Here is an 18,298-nt window from a genome sequence, read left to right as displayed (position 1 = left end):
GCGGCGGACCCATCCGGGTCCGCCGCCACTTCGTTTCTTCCTCTTCTCACCTGGTTTACGCCTGAATGAGCACGCAGCTTCCGCTTTCCCCTCCTATCCACGTCGCCTTGCTGGAACCGGAGATCCCGGGGAACGCGGGTGCCGTGGCGCGGCTGTGCGGGGCCACGGGTTCGCCGCTGCACCTGATCGGGCGGCTGGGGTTCTCGTTCACGCACCCCAAGGCCAAGCGGGCCATGATGGACTATTGGCAGCACACGCAGTGGCACCATCACCAGGAGTGGGAGGATTTCACGGCTGCGACGGCGGGGCGGCGCGTGTGGATGCTGACCACCAAGGCCACGCGAACCCTCTGGGACGTGTCGTTCGAGCCGGGTGACGTGCTGCTGTTCGGTCCCGAGTCGCGCGGGCTTCCCGAGCACCTGCTGGCGGCTGACCCGGAGCGGTGCATCCGCATTCCCATGCTCCCGGTCGCCCGCTCGCTGAACCTGTCCACGGCCGTGGGCATCTCGCTGTTCGAGGCGCTGCGGCAGGTGGGGTGGAGTCCGGCTGGAGCGGCTGAGACTGGGGAGGCGCCAGGAACCTGAGGGGCCGCAAGTGTGGACGGGCGAATGAATTTAATTCGCTGCAACGACCACACGAAGTCCGCCTTCGCGGACTGGCTTGATGAGGTGCACGGGAGGACGATGTGGCGCGCCCGGAAATTGGTCCGCGTGCGGGTGAAGCCTCCGAGAGTTTGGAGGCTTTCCGCTTTTGTTGCGGCAGATTCATCTGCTCCGGCGGGGGACTGCTTTGGCGAACCGGATGGTTTGGCGCGATCAGGAGAGTGTGTGGCGGATCCCTCAGTCGCTGCCGTTCTCGGTGCGTGGGGAAAGGTTGCCGGGGCCGCTCCATCGGGATGACATCCATTCCGAGGCCCGAAGCTGAGTGGCGCTCATGGTCCGAGTGTCCGGAATCGGCTTGACGCGAGGCGTTTCCCCGGGTATTCTGCGCTGTTTTCCCCCTTTCGCCTGGCGACGCAACCGGGCGCGCTCACGCTACCTGAGGATCGGGTTTTCATATGGCTACGCAGGGCAAGGACACCGACGTCGTATTCCTTTCCGCCAAGCGCACCGGCATGGGGACCTTCGGCGGCTCGCTGAAGGACTTCAGCGCCACCGACCTGGGCGTGTTCGCCGCCAAGGCCGCGCTGCAGGAGTCGGGCGTGCCGGCCGAGGAAGTGGGACACGTGGTCTTCGGCAACGCGCTGCAGACCTCGTCCGATGCCATCTACCTGGCCCGCCACATCGGGCTCAAGGCCGGGCTACCGCTCGACACGCCGGCGCTGACGCTGAACCGCCTGTGCGGCAGCGGCTTCCAGGCCATCATCAGCGGCGCCATGGAGATCATGCTGGGCGAGGCCGAGGTGGCGCTGTGCGGCGGCACCGAAAGCATGAGCCAGGCTCCCCACGTGCTCCGCGGCGCCCGCTGGGGGAGCCAGCGCCTGGGCCCCGCCGGCCAGTACTACGAAGACCTGCTGTGGGAGGCGCTCACCGACACCTTCGCCGGCTGCTCCATGGCCGTGACCGCCGAGAATCTGGCAGACAAGTACGGCATCACCCGCCAGCAGGTAGACGAGTACGCCCACCGCTCGCAGACGCTGGCCGGGCTGGCGTGCGAGCAGAAGCGCTTCGACGCCGAGATCACCCCCATCACCCTGAAGAGCCGCAAGGGTGAGACGCTGTTCCAGTGCGACGAGCACATGCGGCCCGACACCACGATGGAGTCGCTGGGCAAGCTGAAGCCGTACTTCAAGGAGGGCGGCACGGTGACGGCCGGCAACGCGTCGGGCATCGGCGACGGCGGCGCGGCGGTGATGATCGCCAGCGAGGCGTACGCGCGGCGCAACGGGTTGAGCCCCATCGGCCGGCTGGTGTCGTGGGGCATCGCGGGGGTGGAGCCCAAGCACATGGGCATTGGGCCGGCGCCTGCGTCGCGGGTGGCGCTGAAGCGGGCGGAGATGGACGTCGGCCAGATGGACCTTGTGGAAGTGAACGAGGCCTTCGCGTCGCAGTACTGCGCGGTGGAAAAGGAGCTGGGGCTGGACCGCGAGCGGACGAACGTGTCCGGCGGCGCCATCGCCATGAGCCACCCGCTGGGCATGAGCGGCGCGCGCATCACCGTGCACCTGCTTCACGAGCTGCGGCGGCAGGGCAAGCGCTTCGGGCTGGGCACGGCCTGCATCGGCGGCGGCCAGGGGATCGCCCTGGTGGTGGAGGCCTTTCCCGCCGCGGGCGAGCAGGCCATCGCGGCGGATTGAAACCAAGATACCAAGTGATTAGTACCAAGTGCCAAGTGGTGCGCGCCCCACGTTTCCGTGTCAGTCTCCTGGCACTTGGTACTGAGTACTTGGCACTTCTGTTATGACTTCCACCAGCGGGCCTCCGGGCGGGAGCAACCTTCCCGCGCGCCGCCTTTCCAGCAGCGAGCTGGAGGCGGTGATCCGCCGCGCCGTGGAGATCCAGTCCGCGACCGGCGCGCCCGACGAGGGGATTTCCGAGGGCGAGGTGCTGCGCATTGGGCAGGAGCTGGGGCTGGACGCGGTGACGGTGCGGCGCGCCATCGTCGACGTGCGCGGGCGGGCGCCGGAGGAGAAGGGTGCGCTGGCGCGGGTGATGGGCCCCGGCGTGGTGCGTGCGGCGCGGACCGTCCGCCGTCCCCCCGCGCAGGTGGGGCTGCTGCTGGAGGAGTACCTGCTGGCCTGCGAGTACATGGTGGTGCAGCGGCGCTTTCCCGACCGCACGCGCTACGTGCGCGCCACCGGCGTGGGCGCCACCTTCGGACGCGCGGCGCAGAAGTTCGGCTCCAAGCACAAGATGCTGGAGCTTCAGCAGCTGGACGTGGCCGTTTCGGCGATCGATGCCGACACGGCGTTGGTGGAGCTGTCGGTGGACGTGACCTCGGAGCGGGGTGTTACGGCGATCATCGGGGCGAGCGTCGGCGGCGGCGCGGGCATTAGCGCCGCCGTGTTCGCCGTCGCCACTACCATCCCCGATCCGCTCGCGCTCGTGGGCCTGCCGATCGCGGCGGGGATCATCGCCGGCATGCGGGGCATTTTCGGCGTGGTGCGCCGGTCTACGCAGGAAAAGCTGGAGTCGTTCCTGGACCGGCTGGAGCACGGCGAGCTGAAGGTGCCCGGACGCGGCGGCGGTGGTGACGGCGGGGGCGGGATCACCATCGGCCCGCCGGGGTTCGGCATCCGCATTGGCCCAAGCGGTCCGGGCGGGCGCAGGTAGAGTGAACACGGGTGCTCCGGCGCCCTTGCATCCAACGAAACACTTTCGAGTTCATCCTGAGGGAGAGATCCGAATGGCGGAGATCAAGCGGGTCGGCGTGCTGGGGTGCGGGCTGATGGGCAGCGGCATCGCGCAGGTGGCGGCCGCGGCGGGGTACGAGACGATCGTGCGCGAGGTGTCTGATGATGTATGCCAGCGCGGGATCGGCGGCATCGGCAAGCAGTTGGGCAAGTCGGTGGACAAGGGCAAGCTTTCCGCCGAGGACCGCGACGCCATCGTCGGCCGGCTGCGCGGGACGACGAGCCTGGAAGACCTGAAGGACTGCGACATCATCATCGAGGCCGTGGTCGAGGACCTGGCGGTGAAGAACGAGATGTGGCGCACGCTGGACGCGGTTTGCGGGCCCGACACCATCTTCGCCAGCAACACCTCGTCGCTCACCATCGCCGACATGGCGGCAGCGACCAAGCGGCCGGAGCGGATGGTGGGGCTTCACTTCTTCAACCCCGTGCCGGTGATGAAGCTGGTGGAGGTGGTGAAGACCATCGCCACCGACCCCGCCGTGTTCGACACGGCGTTCGCGTTCGCCCGCTCGCTGGGCAAGGAGCCCATCGTCTGCAAGGACAACTCGGGCTTCGTGGTGAACCTGCTGCTGGTGCCGTACATGATGGACGCCATCCGCGCGCTGGAGCAGGGCGTGGCGAGCATCACCGACATCGACAAGGGGATGCAGTTGGGCACCGGCTACCCGATGGGGCCGTTCGTGCTCAGCGACTTCGTGGGGTTGGACACGCTCGACAAGATCGGCGGCATCATGTTCGAGGAGTACAAGGAGAAGCGCTACGCCAGCCCGCCGCTGCTGAAGCGCATGGTTTCCATGGGCTACTTCGGCCGCAAGTCGGGCAAGGGCTTCTACGACTACTCCGGCGAGCAGCCGAAGGCGATGAACCTGGTCTGATCGGGACACGGTTTGCGGCGCCTTACACGCCTGTGAATCGCCTATGGTGGAGCTACCGGATCGCGAGGGCCGCCAAGTTTCCGAAACCGACTATGCGGTCGCGATCTCCCGGCGCAGGGCGGTGAGGGACTTGACCCTCAACAACCGAGGCGGGATCGGAGAGGTGGAGCGCTGGCTGACGCCGGACGGGACCGTCTGCGCGTACCTGATGGTGCGTTACTGGAAGGGCGAAGAGGACTACGAGTACTACGTGGTCGACTGATCGCCACAAGTCCGGAGGGGCGCCGCGAGTTGCGGCGCCCCTCGTTCCGTTTCTTGCAGGGATGATGGGACCTAGAGGAAGTGGGGTGACAGGACGACTGCAGCTTTGAGGTGAAAGGAACTGTTGATGGGTGAGAACTTGAATTATTCCGGCAGCATTGAGGACCTCAGACAAGCGATTGCGGGTTCTGGGACGCCAGTGGTGATCGAGGAGAAAGCGAATCTGGTAATCTTTCGTACTGAGACGGGAGCCAGCTGCAACTGGACAATTTCGACTGGCAGGCTGGTCGTTCAAGGAAAAGAAGGGCCCAAGCAGCGGCTCGAAGAAGTAATCCGCAAGTTCGTGAACCGAAGAGCAAAAAGGGCACTACGTCCAACAGAGGCTCAGATCCAGCCTACAAAGCGGAAGCCTAAAGGTAAGAAGATCTTCGTGGTCCATGGCCACGATAAGCACTCTCTAGATCAATTAGTACTCGTCCTGCGGGAACTGGAATTAGAGCCGGTTGTTCTCGCTCGGGAATCGGGTGGCGGGCTAACGATTATCGAAGCGCTAGAAGCGAACATCAGACGTGGCTCCGCCGGTGCGGATTTCGGAATCGTACTGCTTACGCCCGACGATGTCGGTCACGCACGCACCGCTGGCGGTACAGGGACACGAAAACGTGCCAGGCAGAACGTGATCTTGGAACTAGGGATGCTGATCGGAGCACTTGGCCGGTCAAAGATTGCGATCCTTCTGACGGGTGACCTCGAGTTGCCGTCGGATATTCATGGGGTTCTCTACGCTCCCTTCCAATCACACGTTCGCGAGACGGTTCCGCAACTTGGTAAGCGCTTACGCGAAGCTGGTTTCGAGATAACTGCGGACGCGGTTCTACGGGCCAGCCATAGCTGACTATTCGTATGGGTGCGCAGGACTGCTCGCTTCAGCCCATACGATGCGGCTTTTAACGCCTCCCGCAGATCACTCCCGAACTCCAGGACCGCTTCGGCCAACTGGACATCCATTGAGAGCTCATCGGCGGGTGCGTAGCGAGCCAGCTTGATGGTCGAGTTCGCGACGGCCTCGAACGCGCCGAAGCGGTCCGCCAGCATCTCCAGCAGGCGCATCGGGGAGGCGAGTTGTGCCTGTTCACGAATCATGAGCATACGACCTCCGCGGGAGTGAGACGGTTCAGCGCATCTGTTCATCAATACTATAGTCTCTAGTACAAAAGTACCAGTCCCGCGACTCTGGTCCGGTCTCTTACGACTGGAGCCAATGGACGCGTTCGAGAAGGTACTGGGGCGAGTGATCGCCCACCGGCGGAAGAGTGTCCGGATGTCTCAGGAGGCGGTAGCGTTCCGCTGCAAGCTTCACCCGACCTACATCAGCCAACTGGAGCGCGGGCTGAAGTCGCCCACGATCAGAGTGCTTCGGCTTATCGCGGAGGCGCTCGACACAACTGCCTCCGAACTACTCATGGCAGCTGAGTCGGAAGGTGCCAATCGCCCGATACACGAATGATCTTCCGCTGCACGCAGCGCCTGCTGAAAGCCACCAAGCTGCCCGTCACCACCGAGCCGCCGGAGCCCGCCGCCCCGTTGGGCGAGTGGTACGTGAACCTCGTGCCGGTGCCGTTCGCGGGGCGCTCGCTCGTACTCTACACGAACCCCACCACCCTGGTCTGCGTAGTCGCTCCGGGCCGCGCGCTGCACACCACCCTGCCGACGTTCCGCCGTCGTGTTCCGGCTCTGCTCCGGCGGCTGGACCTCCCGGGCGAGTGGATCGACGCGCAATTAAGTGATCTCAGCGAAACCATCGTGGCGCGGACGAACAATCGGCGGGTGCTCGGATCGATGAACGATCTGGCTACGCAGATCTGGTTCGAGGCTGAGCGGTATCGGTCGTTCGAGGGCATCGATCTGGATAGGCTCGAGGTGAAGCTGGCTGACAATCCCCACGCCATGCTCGGGTACAAGGATGCCACGTGGGTGCTCGCGGAGTTGGCCGGGGTTGTTGAACCACGACCTTTTCCGCATCGCCCCTCCCCGCTGCACGCGGCCGCCCGGCTCCCGACGCTCGGGTTCGACTTACGCGTACGCCCCGCTCTCGGCGACGCGGTTCTGAACGATCTTTTCGCCGCCGCCTGGCCAGACCACGTGGCGCGCGGCTTTGCCACCGTGCTCAGCCGGAGCCTGGGGTGGGTTGGCGCATACGTTGGCGAGCGGTTGATCGGCTTCGTGAACGTGGCGTGGGACGGCGGAGCGCATGCGTTCCTGCTGGACACGACGGTGCACCCGGATCATCAACGGCGCGGAATTGGGACCGCACTGGTGCGGCAGGCGGTCGCGGCGGCCCGTGAGGCCGGTGCAGAGTGGATTCACGTCGACTACGAGCCTCGCCTGGATGATTTCTACGAAGGCTGCGGATTTCGTCCTTCGGCGGCAGGACTGATCCGTCTCACCCGCCCCGGGGCCTGACGTGGCGGCCTGGCGTGGCGGCTGGGATCGGGTTTCGCGCGGTTTCGTAAACGATGAGGGATGGCGCGGGTTGGCGGCGCTGCTCGCCGGATCTGCGATTCGCCACGTGACGCTTGCGTCCACCCTCCGGCGGAAGCTTCTTGCATGAACGCGGTCGTTCCATGCGGAAACTACCGCGGGGAGTTCCCGATGCCACGCCTATTCTCCGGAATCAGCAAACATGAAGGTTCTTGTTTTCGGTGCGACGGGGGCGGCGGGCGGAAGCGTGCTGCGCGCGTGCGCGTCCTCGCCCGCGGTGGACGAGGTACGCGCGATCGCGCGGCGTGCGCCGGCGTCCGCGAGCGGCCGGGTGCGCGTGTTCATCCACGACGACTTCCTGGATTACTCCCGGGTGGCGGAGGCGTTCAGGGACGTGGATGCGTGCTTCTGGTGCCTCGGCATCTCCGCCACGCAGGTGCCGGACGAGGCGGCGTATCGCGTGATCACGCATGGCTTTGCGATGGCCGCGGCGCGGATGCTGGCGCGCCACAGCCCCCGCGCGGCGTTCCACTTCGTAAGCGGGCAGGGCGCGGCGCTGGACAGCCGCATGATGTGGGCGCGGGTAAAGGCGCAGACGGAGCAGGACCTGATCAGCGGCTTCGGCGCGGTGTGCTGGCGCCCCGCCTTCATCGATGGGGCGGATTCGGCGAACGCTCCACGGTTTCTGCAGGTGATGCGGCCCGTTTTCCGCCTCCTGCGGCCCTTCCGCGGGCTGTACGTGGCGGGCGAAGACATCGGCTTCGCGATGATCCAGGCTACGGTGGAGAAGCGACGGGCGCGGATCATCGACAATCGCGAACTCCGCAGCATGGCGGATCGCCAGCGGCAGTCCATGGCGCGCGGCGCCTGATTGCCATTCGCGTTCCGCACCTCTGATCACGGTCGGTTTCCATCCACCCCAACACGACTTGCTTCTTCGGCACCGCACTTCCGCCGTCTTTCCGCTGACGCGAAACCGGGCGCCCGGGGGAACGTACGGACGAAGGTGTGGGCACCTTCTGATGCGGAGGAGACGTGGAGATTCTGGTGGAGATCGTCATATGGTTCATCGTCGAATTGCTGATCCCGCTCGTCGATTGGCTCCTGCGCCCGCTGGCGAATGCACTGCGATCCGCCTACGGAGGGTGGGTGCTGGCGGCCGTGTGGCTGGGATGCGGGGGATGCTGCTGGCTGGCGTGGCAGTTCGGCGTGTCTGCGGAGCGTGGGTGGGCGGTCGGCGCCGCCGGGCTTACCCTCCTGGGCGCGCCCGCGTTCGCAATGTTCTCGTTCCTTGTCTGGTACCACCGCAACGACTCTCCCATCCGCCGCCGTCGAGGAAGCGCCTACTGACGAAGCGCGCGGGTCACTCCGGCAAGTGACGCCGATTGGTGCCGTCGACTTCAGCACTGGAAGTCAGGACCGGAGGGGCGCCGCGAGTTGCGGCGCCCCTTCGTCGTTGCTCCTGCGTAGCAGATCGAGGATCTTGCAACCTGCAGAAAGCGGCCCATTTGGGAAAGGGAACGATCAGGATCAGGATCACCGTCTGAACCATCAGGGGAAACCGGGGCCGCTGTCCATCCAAGCCTTAACAGCCCATCGAAGTGCCGTCGCTACCAGACGTCCGCTCAAGCGCCCCATCACCTCTGACGGAAGCAGCGATCATGGACCTGCAACAGGCTCACGAAGTTCTCCGCGGAGTGTATCGGGCCCGTCCCTCCACCAAGTGGGACGCTTGCTCAGCACCGGGGTGCCGGCGGCAGCGGGCGACCGCGACCGAACTCCATCCTCCAAAACGACGTGTGCGAAAGTGAAAAAACGAACCTGCGGTCTTGCGGCGGTGGCCGGACTCGTAATAATCGTTGGCGCGTTCGCTCGCGCCCCGGCTCGTGCCGTTCCTCACTCACCGGATCTCTGCGCCCTCGCCGCACAACTCGACGAAGCGCCACTCATCGCGGTATGCGGAAGGGTCCGGTACTTGGGCAAGGGCACATTCGCGGACCTGGGCCTGTTCCCCGCCGGCTGGACGATCCTGCCGGCGATCGCTGAGGGCACTGAGGGGCGGAGCGAACTCGTGGATGCGCGGCACTTCTTCGAGTACGACCGATTCGTGGTGACGGTACGGAGCGACAGTGGGCAGCATTTGGACATGGTGCTCCGCACTGCCGTTGCCCTCGACCGGATCAAGCTGTCTGAATCGAGGGCGTACCCGTACATCACGTCCATGATGATGTATCCGACCGCCCCCTCCATGGCCGATACTCTATGGAAGCGCCGGTTCGCGAGGATCATCATCTCGTTCGACAAGACACCAGATGATATCGCGGCGGCCGTCACGGTCGAAGGGCGATACGATCTGAGCGGGAGCACCAGGTTCTATGACGACTACGCCCTGATCTCGATAGACGAGGTGACGGTTCGCGGCGAAACGCCACAACAGGGGAGCCGGCTGATCTACGGCTTGCCGCAGGCAGCGGAAAACTATCGGGCCTACATGGCTGACGGCCTCATCTATTCGGTCGTGCACGAGTCGTCACACCGGTACGTCGACCATCTCAGGGGTACCAGCCGTATCGCGAACTCCATCTACGGCGCACGCTTCACCAACGGAAAGAACGCCGAGGAGGTGGTTGCCAACGAAACCGCCATCTCCCTGGTCGGGCATATGCTGTCGCCCGAGATGCATCACCACGTGATGGATCTCAACGCCGGGTTTGCTCGCGAACCGGCTACACGGACGTGGTTGAGCCGATGGGATGCGCTTTCGGCGACATCGCAGACCCACCTGGTGATTCCGGACGTGAGCCTCACGCCGTGAGCCCGACCGTCTGTGGACGCGGCGCTGCCGAGAATTCGCGTCGCCCGGTCCAACCAACATGATCGAGGCGGGTGTTCCTGACGGCCAGCCGCCCTCCGGGGTGGCTCGGTGGCCCAGCACCTCCAGCACGGCTCACCACATCCCTTTTTAACACGGGAGACCTGCATGAAGATCATCGATCATCGGCTCGCCGGGGCGGAATTCAAGCCGCTGGTGGATTCCCCGTTCGCAGCCGCGCCGCGCTACATCGTTCTGCACAACACGGCCGGGGGGAGCGTCCAGGGCTCGTACGACTATCTCAAGTCCGTCGGGTACAGCTACCACGTCCTGGTGGCGCGAAACGGCAAGCCGCTCCAGTGCGTTAGGTTCGACCGCGCCGCTTCGCACGCGGGCAAGAGCAACTGGCGGGGGCGGGACAGCCTGAACGGCTTCGCGTTCGGCATCTCGGCCGCCAATTACGGCCAGTTGAGCCCCCAGGCCGACGGGAAGTTCTACAACCGGGGCAAGAACGGGAAGATCGTCACGGGCATATTCACCGCCGAGCAGGTCGTGGTTGCGCGCCACAGGAATGGCGGCGGGAAGTTCGGGTGGGAGAAGTACCCCAACGCTCAAATCGACACGATGCTGGACATCTGTCGCGCGCTGATCGCCGAATATCCCGGCATCGTCGACATCATCGGGCACGACGACATCGCCGTGGGGCGCAAGGTCGATCCCGGCCCGGCGTTTCCGATGGAGAAGTTCCACGCCCTGGTACCTGGGCGCACCAAGGACGTGGGGCCTCGAATGAGCGTGAATACGCCCGGCGACACACTCGGCCTACGCGCGGCGCCCCTCGCCGAAGCCCCCAAGATCGGCGATTTGGCGCACGGCCGGTCGCTCTTCCTGCGGTCGGAGGCGTACACGTACATCACGCCGAAGACGGCGGTGAAAAATGGCTGGGCTTCCGTGGACCTGGACGGGGACCTGGATCACGACGGCTTCGTGAACACCCGATACCTCCAGTAGCCCGGACGGATTGCGGTCGCCTGCACGGTTAATTCAAGCACACCACAGGTGCGATGGGGAGACACGGGCAAGGGGTGCCGCGGCATGCGGTGCCCCTCGTCGCATGTGCGAGTGGCGACGTGATACTCGGTGTGCAACCGGATACCGCGCATTCTCCCGGCGGACGAAACCCGGCGCCACGGGGGAATGTATCGACGAAGGTGGGTGCACCGTCTGATCCGAAGAGATTTGGAGATCCTGGCCGAGATTGTCATGTGGCTCATCGCCGAGTTGCTGATCCCGCTCGTCGATTGGCTCCTGCGCCCGCTGGCGAATGCACTGCGATCCACCTACGGAGGGTGGGTGCTGGCGGCCGTGTGGCTGGCGTGCGGGGGATGCTGCTGGCTGGCGTGGCAGTTCGGCATGTCTGCGGAGCGTGGGTGGGCGGTCGCCGCCGCCGGGCTCACCCTCCTTGGCGCACCCGCGTTCGCAATGTTCTCATTCCTTGTCTGGTACCACCGCAACGACTCTCCAATCCGCCGTCGTAGAGGAAGCGCCTACTGACGCGACGCGCGGATCACTCGGCGAGCAACGCCGAGTGGTGCCCTCGACTTCAGCTCTGGAGGTCAGGACCGGAGGGGCGCCGCGCGTTGCGGCGCCCCTTCGCCGTACTGGGTCAATCGTACCATGCCGGGGACCGAAAAACCCGTGAAAATCATCGCGCAGGTTCTACTCGCAATTACGAACCAACGCGACCGATGACTCACTCACGATACAGTTCCGCCCGGCGCTTCTCCGCCGCGCTCGCCTTGATCCTGGCCGCCGGATGCACCGATGCCGGCTCCGAGCTCATCGCCCCGGCCGGGCCCAGCGCCGCCAAGGCCCGCGCGACGGTGCCCAGCGCGCCGCAATCCGTGCAGGCCAGCGCCGGCGACGCGCGCGCCACCGTCACCTGGACGGCGCCCGCCAGCAACGGCGGCAAGCCCATCAGCAGCTACCGCGTCACCACGCAGCCCGGCGGCGCCACGCTCACCGTCACCGCCCCGGCGACCACGGCCAGCATCACCGGGCTGGCGAACGGCACCACGTACACGTTCACCGTCGCCGCGACGAACAGCGTGGGCACCGGATCGGCCTCGGCGCCGTCGAACGCCGTGACGCCGCAGGCCGGCACCACGCCGCCGCCGTCCAGCACCGGCCGCTGGGTGTCGGGCTACTACGTGGGCTACCAGCGCAGCCTGTATCCGCCCGAGGAGGTGGACTTTTCGCTGATGAGCCACATCATCGTGGGCCGCGTTCTGCCGACGTCCACGGGCGGCGTGCTGACGCACTTCGACATCAACGACGTCGAGGGCCCGGCCATGGCGCGCACCCTGAGCACGCGCGCGCACCAGGCCGGCAAGAAGGCCATCCTGATGCTGGGCGGCGCGGGCACCCACGCGCAGTTCGTGGGCGCGGCCTCGTCCAGCTACCGCTCCACCTTCGTCACCAACCTGCTGGCGACGATGGACGACCTGGGCTACGACGGCATCGACATGGACTGGGAGCCCATCGAGGAGGCCGACAAGGCGCCCCTGCTGGCGCTGCTGCAGGCGCTGCGCGCCCGCCGTCCGGGAATGCTCATCACCATTCCCGTCGGCACGGTGAACAACAACTTCCCCGGCACGTACGACGCCTGGTACGCGCAGGCGGCGGCGGTGGTCGACCAGATGAACGTGATGAGCTACAGCATGTCTGGCCCGTGGCCGTACTGGGAGGTGTGGCACCACTCGCCGCTGAACGATGCGGCGACGTACCGGCCGGTATCCATCTCCAGCACGGTGCAGCGCTACCTGGGCGTGGGCGTGCCGGCCGCCAAGCTGGGCATCGGCATGGGGTTCTACGGGGCGTGCTGGAAGAACAACTACGGCCCGCGCGAGCAGCAGAACGCCGGCACCGCGATGGTGGCCGAGGACAACGTGATGAGCTACGCCAACATCATGGCGCACTACTACAACGCCGCGGCGTACCGGTGGGATGCCGCGGCGGGCGCGCCCTACCTGACGTTCAGCGCGCCGAAGGGCCCGCAGGGCTGCAACTTCATCTCGTACGAGAACGAGCAGTCCATCGCGGCGAAGGGCGAGTTCGCTCGGAGCCAGGGTCTCGGCGGCACCATCATCTGGACGATCGGACAGGGGCACCTGCCCGCGGCGCCGGCGGGGAGCCGCGACCCGCTCCTCGCGGCCGCGCACCAGGCGTTCCTCGCCCAGTAAGCCGGGCCGCGGAATTGACGATCGGGGCGCACGGGAATCGTCCCGTGCGCCCCGAATCTCTTGCGCGAACGGACCTCGACTCTCTACATAGCGGCACACCAGAGCAGCAGTGGAACGATGCTCCCTCCAGAATTGACTTTCCGCGAGGCGACGGCGGACGATGCCGGGCGCATCAGCGCGCTGATTGCGTCGCTCGCACGGTACTTCCTCGCCGACCCGGACCGCCCGCAGGACGCGGCCGCCTTCTTCGAAACGATCACGCCGGCGACCATCGCGGATTCCATCGTCAGCGGCCGCTATCGCTACCACGTGGCCGAAAGCGCGGGCGAGCTGGCGGGGATCGTCGGGGTGCGCGACGCCGGGCACCTGTATCACCTGATGGTCGCCGAGCCGTTCCACCGGCGGGGCATCGCGTCACGGCTATGGGACGTGGCGAAGAACGCGGCGGCGGCGGACGGCAACACCGGCCGGTTCACGGTGAACTCGTCCGTGAACGCGGTGCGGGTCTACGAGCGGTTCGGCTTCACGGCGACCGGTGCCGTGCAGGTTCAGAACGGCATCGCGTTCGTGCCGATGGAGTTGCGCGGCGACCTGCCTTCGGCCGGTCGCGCGCCGGATGTTCGGGTCGCGCAGGATCACCTTTCATCATCCCAGGAGAAGTCATGGCCAAGCTGATTTCGCTGTACAATCACCCGACGGATGAAGCCGCGTTCGAGAAGTACCTCCAGGAGACGCACCTCGAGGTCACCAGGAAAATCCCGGGGCTACGGTCGGTGGAGATCAGCCGGGGGCCCGTGATGACGGCCGAAGGCCCGGGCCCGTATCACCTGGTGCTGATCCTGAACTTCGACAGCATGGAAGACCTTCACGCGGGGCTGAACACTCCCGAGGGCTCCGCAGCCGCCACGGACGCGGCCGCCCTGGGCACGGGCGGCGTCACGGTCCTCGTCTTCGATTCCGCGCAGGCCTGACGCGACGGCGCGGACGACGGCGGCTTCCACGCTTCGCCGATCGCCCGATCCGCATCGGACTGGAGGACACCTCCAACGGGGGCCCATGCGTGGCGCCCGTTGCCGTGCCGTACGTGCTAGAAACCCGCTTCGCCCTGAAATCCGAGTCGTGAAAATGATAGAGGGCGTCCATCCAATATCCCTGATGCGGCCCACACCTTTATCCGCACACTCTGGACTCGCTTCAGGAGATTGTCTCCCATGGCCCTTCCGACGCCGTTCGCCCGCAAGCTCGCCGCTGTCGCTGGAGATCAGCATTCCAAGTTCCACATGGTGAACGAGGCCGACCCTCAGTTGTGCAAGCAGATCAGGAGATACTGGACAGAGCTCAACCTGGGCTTCACCAGCTGCTCCTCTGTGCCGTGGTCGGCTGTGTTTGTGTCCTGGTGCGTGAAGCAGGCTGGAGCGTCCGCGACGGAATTCAAGTTTGCGTCTGCCCATTCCGTCTTCGTTCATCAAGCGATCCAGAACGCACTCGCTAACAAGGGTGTGTTCCATGGTGTTGAAATCACGATGCACCCGCCGCAGGTGGGAGACATCATCCAGAACAATCGCGGGGGAGCAACGCACGACTACACCTTCGCGAAGAAGCACGCGAACTACACGTCGCACTCAGCGATCGTCGTGGAGACCGGAAGTGATGCGTTGGGTCGGTATGCGCTGACGATCGGCGGGAACGAGAGCGACTCGATCCGCCGGACCGTCGTGCGGCTAACCAAAGACGGATTCATCAAGCAACGGAACGCGAATCCCTTCATCTGTGTGATCAAGAATCTGAGATAATGACGTCCACTCATCCCGCACCGTGGATGCGGACTCCAGTCGAGTAGATGTAGTCCTGCGCGATTGCAAAACACTGAGATCTTGGCGATTCGCGGCAGTTTCGCATCTGCTACACACTGGCGTGCGGTGGCACCCTGCCTTGCAGGAGACGAGATTTGGCGCAGGATATGAAGTAATTGGGAGGGAAAGCGATGTGGAAGCGGTGGATGGCGCAGTAGCTGCTACATCGCACACCGATGACGTTGGGCTGAAGACGCAGCACCGCTGCTGACTCACGCGCCTCCTGGCGCGCCCCGCCCTTCGTTCCTGGAACCGCGCGCGAGCGAATCGGCACGCGCGCCTCCCCTCCCAGAACGCCGCGCTCCGGATGGCACCCGCCACTTCCGTCGAGAGGCGGCGGCCCATCTTCTCGCCGGCAGGACCCTCATGGCACATCCACGAATCACGATCCCGTCCGCACTTCTCCGCCCAGTGACAGCCCTCGCGCTCTTCCTCGCCGCCGCGTGCAGCGCCGCCAGCCCCACGGAAAGCACTCAGCCAGACGGCCAGGCGCAGGAGGCGCGGAAGTCCGCGCTTCCGAGCGCGCCGCAGTCCGTCCATGCGGTGGCGGGCGACGCCCGGGCGACGGTGCGCTGGACCGCTCCCTACAGCGACGGCGGGCGCACCCTGCAAAGCTACCGCGTGACCGCCAGCCCCAGCGGAGCCACCGTCTCGGTGACCGCGCCGACGACGACCGCCACCGTGACCGGGCTGGCGAACGGCACCGCCTACACCTTCAACGTCGTCGCCATCAACTCGGCGGGCGCGGGACCGGCCTCCGCCGCCTCCGCAGCCGTGACGCCACAGGCCGCACCGACGCTGCCGCCGCCCTCGGGCACCCCGGGGCGCTGGGTGTCGGGCTACTACGTCGGCTATCAGCGCAGCCTCTACCCCGCGTCGGAGGTGGATTTCTCGCTGATGACGCACATCATCGTCGGACCCGTCCTGCCTACCTCCACCGGGGGCGTGCTGACCCACTTCGACATCGACGACGTCAACGGCCCCGCGATGGCGCGCACCCTTTCCACCCGCGCCCACCAGGCCGGCAGGAAGGCCATCCTGATGCTGGGCGGCGCCGGGAGCCACGCCCAGTTCGTGGGCGCGGCGTCGGCCACCTACCGCGAGGTGTTCGTCACCAACCTGCTGGCGACGATGGACGCCCTGGGCTACGACGGCATCGACGTGGATTGGGAGCCCATCCAGGAGGCGGACAAGGCCCCGCTGCTCTGGCTGCTGCAGCAGTTGCGCGCCCGCCGGCCGGGAATGCTGATCACCATTCCCGTCGGCATGGTGAACAACAACTTTCCCGCCACGTACGACGGCTGGTACGCGCAGGCCGCGAGGGTGGTGGACCAGATGAACCTGATGAGCTACGGGATGGGCGGCGCGTGGCAGGGGTGGGAGGTGTGGCACCACTCGCCGCTGCACGACGCCGCGTCGGCGCGGCCGGCCTCGGTCGCCAGCACGGTAGACCGCTACCTGGCCGTCGGCGTGCCCGCGGCCAAGCTGGGAATTGGGCTGGGCTTCTACGGCACCTGCTGGAAGGGCGCCACCCAGCCGCGCGTGGCGCAGACGACGACGACGGCGCGCGTGGGCAGCGACAACAACATGAGCTACGCCACCATCATGTCGTCGTACTACGATGGCACGGCCAAGCGGTGGGACGCGGCGGCCGGCGTGCCGTACCTTACCTTCAGCTCGCCCAAGGGGCCGAACGGCTGCAACTTCGTCAGCTACGAAGACGAGCAGTCCATCGCCGCCAAGGGCGACTTCGCCCGGGCCCGCGGGCTGGGCGGCGCCATCGTGTGGACCATCGGCGAGGGCCACCTTCCCTCGGCCCCCATCGGCAGCCGCGACCCGCTGCTGACCGCCGCCGCGCGCTCGTTCCTGGCGCAGTAGACGGGATGCGATTCGGCGAAGAGGGGCGCCGCAGCCGCGGCGCCCCTCTTCGTTCCGGTGCACGGGGCTGGCGCAACCGCGAACTCTTCCTCAGCTTTGGATGGCCCCCGGCGCTCGCGCCGCACACCTCCCCTTCCCCATCCACTTCCCGATGCGAATCCTTCGTCTACTCGCCCTCGCGCTCGCCCTGGTGGCGGGTGACCACTCGCTTGCGGCCCAGGACACTCCCGAGCAGCAGGAAGTGCGTGCCGTCGTCGACCGGATGTTCGACGCCATGCGCGCGGGCGACAGCACGGCCTTGCGCCCGCTCTTCCATCCCACGGCGCGCCTGCAGTCGGTGTCGATCCGCGAGAGCCGGACGGTGCTGCGCGGCGACAGCATCGACCCGTTCATCCGCGCGGTGGGAACGCCGCATGAAAAGGTGTGGGACGAGCGGATCTCGGGCGTGGAGATCCGCGTGGACGGCCCGCTGGCGACCGCGTGGATGAACTACGCCTTTTACCTGGACGACCAGTTCAGCCACTGCGGCGTGAACGCCTTCCAGTTCGTGCGGATGGAAGCTGGCTGGCAGATCATCCAGATCACCGACACCCGGCGCCGCGAGTGCCCGTGGTCGGGCCAGGCACCGCGGCCCTGATCCGCCTCATCGCGCGCCGCGGAAGCGGCGCGCGACCGTCATGTGGTAGACGGGCTGGGCATCCTCCATCATCACCATCAGCGCGCCCTCCTCCCGCATTTCCGTGATCACGCGGCCCAGCTCCGCCTGCAGCTCCTTTCCGTAGTACTTCACCACCGTGTCCATCATCACCACCTCCAGCGCCCATTCCGCGGGTGACGCTTCACGGGGCGCGGCGGGCGCGGCGAACCGCTCGTGCGAAACGTCGAGCGTGGTGCCGTACTCGTGCGAGCTGACGGTCTGCGACGCGTTCGGATTGATCTTGCGCAGCTCCGCCTGCGTCTCGTCCGTCCGGAGCGCGGACGTGACCTTCATCCGGAAGCGCGGCAGCCCCAGGCTGTCGAGGCGCGCATGGAACCGTCTGCCGACCTCCCGGAGCATGGCGTGCCCATCCGGCGTCATGTAGGGCACCGAGTGCGTCATCTTGCGCAGCACCCAGTATTCGGTGCTGTCCTCCAGCGCCACCAGCCGCCCCTGCTTTGCGAGCTGCGCGATCTGCGCTTCGCCGGAGACGCGCACGCCCAGGCTTTGCGCCCTGGCGATCTGCTCGGCGTTCTTGTCCCGACGCAGGCCCCACACCTCGCGCCACTTCAGCTTGTTCACCCTGCCGAACGCGGCGCGGATGGAATCGCGCCGCGCGTCGATGCGAGCTTGCACCGCCGCCGCATCCATCGCCGGGGCCGGCGCGGGCGCGGGGGCGTTCGCGGACAGCGGGGGCGTGCTCTCCCCCGCCTCGTCCGGCTCGTTCACGTCGTCGTCATGCGCGCCCGGGGCGCACGCCCCCGCCGCCAGCACGCCCACCAGCCCAGCCACCACCCAGCGTCGCATTCCGTACATCGGTTCCCCTTCGTAGTCTATCCAGGAA

General features: G+C 66.4%; 20 protein-coding genes and 1 pseudogene. 20 read left to right on the top strand and 1 reads right to left on the bottom strand.

Annotated features, from left to right (window positions below; all coding sequences use genetic code 11):
* Positions 1-65: 65 nt before the first annotated feature.
* The 20 genes and pseudogenes from VF632_RS15090 to VF632_RS15005 all read left to right on the top strand — a co-directional run bounded on the left by VF632_RS15090 (position 66) and on the right by VF632_RS15005 (position 17,394).
* Positions 66-584: a tRNA (cytidine(34)-2'-O)-methyltransferase gene (locus VF632_RS15090; RefSeq protein ID WP_331023743.1), complete on the top strand. Its 519-nt coding sequence runs from the start codon at positions 66-68 to the stop codon at positions 582-584.
* A gap of 473 nt (positions 585-1,057) precedes the next feature.
* Positions 1,058-2,296 carry an acetyl-CoA C-acetyltransferase gene (locus VF632_RS15085; protein ID WP_331023742.1) on the top strand — a complete coding sequence of 413 codons (1,239 nt, stop codon included), beginning with the start codon at positions 1,058-1,060 and terminating at the stop codon, positions 2,294-2,296.
* Positions 2,297-2,399: 103 nt separating this feature from the next.
* Positions 2,400-3,272 (top strand): hypothetical protein, encoded by an 873-nt coding sequence (locus tag VF632_RS15080; protein WP_331023741.1) that lies wholly within the window; start codon positions 2,400-2,402, stop codon positions 3,270-3,272.
* Positions 3,273-3,345: 73 nt separating this feature from the next.
* Positions 3,346-4,230 carry a 3-hydroxybutyryl-CoA dehydrogenase gene (locus tag VF632_RS15075; RefSeq protein ID WP_331023740.1) on the top strand — a complete coding sequence of 295 codons (885 nt, stop codon included), beginning with the start codon at positions 3,346-3,348 and terminating at the stop codon, positions 4,228-4,230.
* 130 nt (positions 4,231-4,360) lie between these two features.
* Positions 4,361-4,492 carry a hypothetical protein gene (locus VF632_RS15070; RefSeq protein WP_331023739.1) on the top strand — a complete coding sequence of 44 codons (132 nt, stop codon included), beginning with the start codon at positions 4,361-4,363 and terminating at the stop codon, positions 4,490-4,492.
* Between the two features lie 126 nt (positions 4,493-4,618).
* Positions 4,619-5,386 carry a nucleotide-binding protein gene (locus tag VF632_RS15065; protein ID WP_331023738.1) on the top strand — a complete coding sequence of 256 codons (768 nt, stop codon included), beginning with the start codon at positions 4,619-4,621 and terminating at the stop codon, positions 5,384-5,386.
* A 366-nt stretch (positions 5,387-5,752) separates the two neighbouring features.
* Positions 5,753-5,998: a helix-turn-helix transcriptional regulator gene (locus VF632_RS28080; protein ID WP_349264002.1), complete on the top strand. Its 246-nt coding sequence runs from the start codon at positions 5,753-5,755 to the stop codon at positions 5,996-5,998.
* Positions 5,995-6,441, top strand: a pseudogene (locus VF632_RS28260) (DUF6933 domain-containing protein); the annotation flags it as partial. The gene VF632_RS28080 and the pseudogene VF632_RS28260, both read left to right, overlap by 4 nt.
* A gap of 156 nt (positions 6,442-6,597) precedes the next feature.
* On the top strand, positions 6,598-6,954 hold the full coding sequence (locus VF632_RS28075) for a GNAT family N-acetyltransferase (protein WP_349264003.1): 357 nt from the start codon (positions 6,598-6,600) through the stop codon (positions 6,952-6,954).
* Between the two features lie 220 nt (positions 6,955-7,174).
* Complete coding sequence (locus VF632_RS15055; protein ID WP_331023736.1) at positions 7,175-7,843, top strand: NAD-dependent epimerase/dehydratase family protein; 669 nt, start codon at positions 7,175-7,177, stop codon at positions 7,841-7,843.
* 164 nt (positions 7,844-8,007) lie between these two features.
* Positions 8,008-8,322: a hypothetical protein gene (locus tag VF632_RS15050; RefSeq protein ID WP_331023735.1), complete on the top strand. Its 315-nt coding sequence runs from the start codon at positions 8,008-8,010 to the stop codon at positions 8,320-8,322.
* 625 nt (positions 8,323-8,947) lie between these two features.
* The gene (locus VF632_RS15045; protein ID WP_331023734.1) at positions 8,948-9,787 is read left to right on the top strand and encodes a hypothetical protein; all 840 of its coding nucleotides are present in this window, start codon (positions 8,948-8,950) and stop codon (positions 9,785-9,787) included.
* A 165-nt stretch (positions 9,788-9,952) separates the two neighbouring features.
* On the top strand, positions 9,953-10,795 hold the full coding sequence (locus VF632_RS15040; protein WP_331023733.1) for an N-acetylmuramoyl-L-alanine amidase: 843 nt from the start codon (positions 9,953-9,955) through the stop codon (positions 10,793-10,795).
* A 252-nt stretch (positions 10,796-11,047) separates the two neighbouring features.
* The gene (locus VF632_RS15035; protein WP_331023732.1) at positions 11,048-11,338 is read left to right on the top strand and encodes a hypothetical protein; all 291 of its coding nucleotides are present in this window, start codon (positions 11,048-11,050) and stop codon (positions 11,336-11,338) included.
* Between the two features lie 194 nt (positions 11,339-11,532).
* Entirely contained in the window at positions 11,533-13,026 is a 1,494-nt protein-coding gene (locus VF632_RS15030) for a glycosyl hydrolase family 18 protein (RefSeq protein WP_331023731.1), read from the top strand.
* 60 nt (positions 13,027-13,086) lie between these two features.
* On the top strand, positions 13,087-13,701 hold the full coding sequence (locus tag VF632_RS15025) for a GNAT family N-acetyltransferase (RefSeq protein WP_331023730.1): 615 nt from the start codon (positions 13,087-13,089) through the stop codon (positions 13,699-13,701).
* A complete protein-coding gene (locus tag VF632_RS15020; RefSeq protein WP_331023729.1) occupies positions 13,689-13,997 on the top strand; it encodes an EthD family reductase in 309 nt (102 codons plus the stop codon). The genes VF632_RS15025 and VF632_RS15020 overlap by 13 nt, the downstream gene beginning before the upstream one ends.
* Positions 13,998-14,237: 240 nt before the next feature.
* On the top strand, positions 14,238-14,819 hold the full coding sequence (locus VF632_RS15015; protein WP_331023728.1) for a DUF2272 domain-containing protein: 582 nt from the start codon (positions 14,238-14,240) through the stop codon (positions 14,817-14,819).
* Positions 14,820-15,290: 471 nt separating this feature from the next.
* Complete coding sequence (locus VF632_RS15010) at positions 15,291-16,757, top strand: glycosyl hydrolase family 18 protein (protein WP_331023727.1); 1,467 nt, start codon at positions 15,291-15,293, stop codon at positions 16,755-16,757.
* A 151-nt stretch (positions 16,758-16,908) separates the two neighbouring features.
* The gene (locus VF632_RS15005; protein WP_331023726.1) at positions 16,909-17,394 is read left to right on the top strand and encodes a nuclear transport factor 2 family protein; all 486 of its coding nucleotides are present in this window, start codon (positions 16,909-16,911) and stop codon (positions 17,392-17,394) included.
* Between the two features lie 6 nt (positions 17,395-17,400).
* On the opposite strand, the gene VF632_RS15000 is transcribed toward VF632_RS15005, so the two are convergent.
* A complete protein-coding gene (locus tag VF632_RS15000; protein ID WP_331023725.1) occupies positions 17,401-18,270 on the bottom strand; it encodes a DUF5715 family protein in 870 nt (289 codons plus the stop codon).
* Positions 18,271-18,298: the final 28 nt, after the last annotated feature.

Source organism: Longimicrobium sp. (genome assembly GCF_036388275.1).
In the GTDB taxonomy this organism is placed as follows: Bacteria; Gemmatimonadota; Gemmatimonadetes; order Longimicrobiales; family Longimicrobiaceae; genus Longimicrobium.
Note: the sequence above shows the minus strand (reverse complement) of the source record. Positions and strands in the feature narration are given on the sequence as shown.